This window comes from Kitasatospora sp. NEAU-CNBT7, from assembly GCF_057220535.1.
This window is the reverse complement of the sequence record NZ_JBXQQB010000122.1, coordinates 1-2,645: the sequence shown is the minus strand read 5'-3', so window position 1 is coordinate 2,645 and position 2,645 is coordinate 1. Positions and strand designations below refer to the sequence as shown.

Here is a 2,645-nt window from a genome sequence, read left to right as displayed (position 1 = left end):
CTCACCTCGCGACAGGCCGGCCCGCAGCGGATCGGCGAGATCACACGAGGGCACTGGGGCATCGAGAACAAGGTCCACTACGTGCGGGACGTGACGCTGGGCGAGGACGCCTCCCGCATCCGCACCGGCCACGGAGCCCAGAACATGGCCACGTTGAGATCGGTCACGATGAACTTCCTGCGCAGGACAGGAAGTTCCATCGCCGACGCCCGCCGCCGGCTGGCACTCGCACCCGCACACAGCCCCGCTCGACCTCTTCGGCATCCCCGGTGACCTGCATATTCACGACTGAGATCCGACTTTGCATCAGCCCTGGCCAGCAGGCGGGGACATCCCGGGCGGAATTCGCACCCCCGACCAGGGGAAGCACGGCCGACCCGGTCCATCGGCCGGTTGGCCGAGCGGATCGCAGCGGTGGGCGCGGTTGCCTGGAGTTCAGGAGCACACGGCGCAAGAACCGCAGCGCACCGCTGATCGGACCCTTCAGGCCCCAGGACCATCGGAACCACGACGATGTGACGGAGCCGATCTTGCAGGCGGAGCGCGGGTAGCCACATGATCGAAAGGCCTGACATCACCATGCACCCCAACCTCGCCCGGCTTCGCAGGCCCGCTGCCTTCCTGCTGCCCAGCGCAGTTGTGGCCGGGGTACTGCTGGCCCCGGCTTCCGCTTTCGCCACCGTGCAGCCCACCCAGGCACAGGAGCAGGCCTATGCCGCCACGATCGTGAAGGCCGAGTTCCCCAATCAGCCGGACCAGGTGACGGCGTTCGACAACGTCATCAGCCACGCGAACGGCTGGAACCTCAAGGCGGCCAACTCCACAAACGACGCGGCCGGTCCGCATCAGCCCGCGTCATCCTCCGGCTGCCCGAACGCGGGCACCGGCTACAGGACACAGCTGCGGTGGGAGCTGAACCACCTGGACAGCCGGTACGGCAGCCCGGCCGGCGCCTGGAGCCACGAACTGAGCCTCCTCGACTGGTACTGAACCGGGATCATCCGGTCAGCCGCTGCAGCCCCTGCCGGGACGATGGGAACCACCAGCATGTCCATCGGTCCCGCGCGCGGGGGCACCGTCGCTCCGGTGCCGAAGCCCGCGAACCACACGCCTGCTTGTACGGGACTTGAACAAGGAACATGATGAATCTTTCCAGGAATGCACGTGCGGCCCTCCTGATAGCCGCCGCCTCTGTGCCGGTCGCCGGCATGACGACTGCAGCCCATGCGGACTCCGGCCCCACCCTCTCCTGCTCCCCGCAGGCACTGGAGTCCGCCGTGGCACAGGCGGATGCCCACGGTGAAGGAGATATCACGCTCGCCCCGCACTGCACTTATGTCCTGGACAGACCCCTCCCGGCCCTCACCGGCACCATCACGCTCCACGGCAACGAAGCAGCAATCTCGCGCGCCGATGGTGCCCCTGACTTCCGGATCCTGACGGTGGACGGCACGTTGCGCGCCGACAGCGTCACGGTCATGGACGGACGGCTGTCCAGCCCGACCTCCACCAGGGCGGACACGGGCGGCGCCGGCATCCTGGTCACCAAACAGGGAAAGGTGTGGGGCTCCCACATCCAAGTGAAGAACAACTTCTCCGCAAGCGGCGGCGGTGGAATTACCAACGAGGGGCAGATAACACTGGACGACTCCGTCATCTACGCCAACAAGGACAGCGCCAAGGTCAATAGCTACGGCGGCGGTATGTACAACCTGGGAACGGCGCAGCTGAACCGGACGGCGGTCTCGCACAACATCTCGGACGGGCCGGCCACCGCCGGGGGAGCGGGTATCCACAACATCAGCGCGCTGTTCCTGGACGACAGCGTGGTGGCTGAGAACTCCACCACACTGGGGGGAGGGGGCATCACCAACGCGGTGAGCGGCACAGTGAAGATGATCGGCGGATCGATTCACCACAACCGGGCTGCCATCGGCGGCGGGATCATCAACCTGGGAGCCGTGGAGATCATCGACGGTGCGGTGAAGGACAACACCGCGGCTCGAGCTGGCGGCATCTACGACGGCAGCCCGTATTTCGGCAAAGGCAGCCAGATCACCTTGGAGAACGCCCATATCAGCGGTAACCAGCCTGACAACGTCCTTGAGACCGACCAGCTGCCGTAACATCCGGCCGTACTGTCACAGTCGGGTCTGTCCATTGAACGGTGTAACTGATCGTTTCAGAAGGGAGTATCAGAATGATCTTTGGAGTCGTCGGAGGCAGATGATGCTGGCGGCGAGTTCGAGGAGTCCTTGGTGGAGGTCGGCTCGGCGTTCGTAGCGGGTGCGGAGTCGCTTGAACTGGTGGAGCCAGGCGAAGGTCCGCTCGACGACCCAGCGGGTGCGGCCGAGCCCGGATCCGTGGGCGACGCCGCGCCGCGCGATCAGGGGCTTGATGCCTCGCTTCCACAGGAGGCGGCGGTACTTGTCGAAGTCGTAGCCGCGGTCGGCAAACAGCCGTCGGGGCCTGTTGCGGGGGCGTCCGCGCAGGCCCCGGATGCGGGGTATCGCGTCCAGGAGCGGGATCAACTGCGTGACGTCGTGCCGGTTTCCACCGGTCACGGACACGGCCGGCGGGGTGCCGTGGCGGTCAACGATCACATGGTGCTTGGAACCCGGCCGTGCGCGGTCGACCGGCGAGGG

Annotated in this window: 3 protein-coding genes and 1 pseudogene; 3 read left to right on the top strand and 1 reads right to left on the bottom strand. The window is 66.4% G+C overall.

Annotation, left to right across the window (positions count from 1 at the left end; genetic code table 11):
* The 3 genes and pseudogenes from AC2TEW_RS38925 to AC2TEW_RS38915 all read left to right on the top strand — a co-directional run.
* A pseudogene (locus AC2TEW_RS38925) lies at positions 1–273 on the top strand (ISAs1 family transposase); the annotation flags it as partial.
* 282 nt (positions 274–555) lie between these two features.
* Entirely contained in the window at positions 556–990 is a 435-nt protein-coding gene (locus tag AC2TEW_RS38920; protein ID WP_484627852.1) for an aggregation-promoting factor C-terminal-like domain-containing protein, read from the top strand.
* A gap of 149 nt (positions 991–1,139) precedes the next feature.
* On the top strand, positions 1,140–2,126 hold the full coding sequence (locus AC2TEW_RS38915) for a hypothetical protein (RefSeq protein WP_484627851.1): 987 nt from the start codon (positions 1,140–1,142) through the stop codon (positions 2,124–2,126).
* Positions 2,127–2,195: 69 nt separating this feature from the next.
* Here AC2TEW_RS38915 and AC2TEW_RS38910 read toward each other — a convergent pair.
* Positions 2,196–2,645 (bottom strand): IS5 family transposase (locus tag AC2TEW_RS38910; RefSeq protein WP_484627728.1); only part of this gene is annotated, 450 nt, incomplete at its 5' end.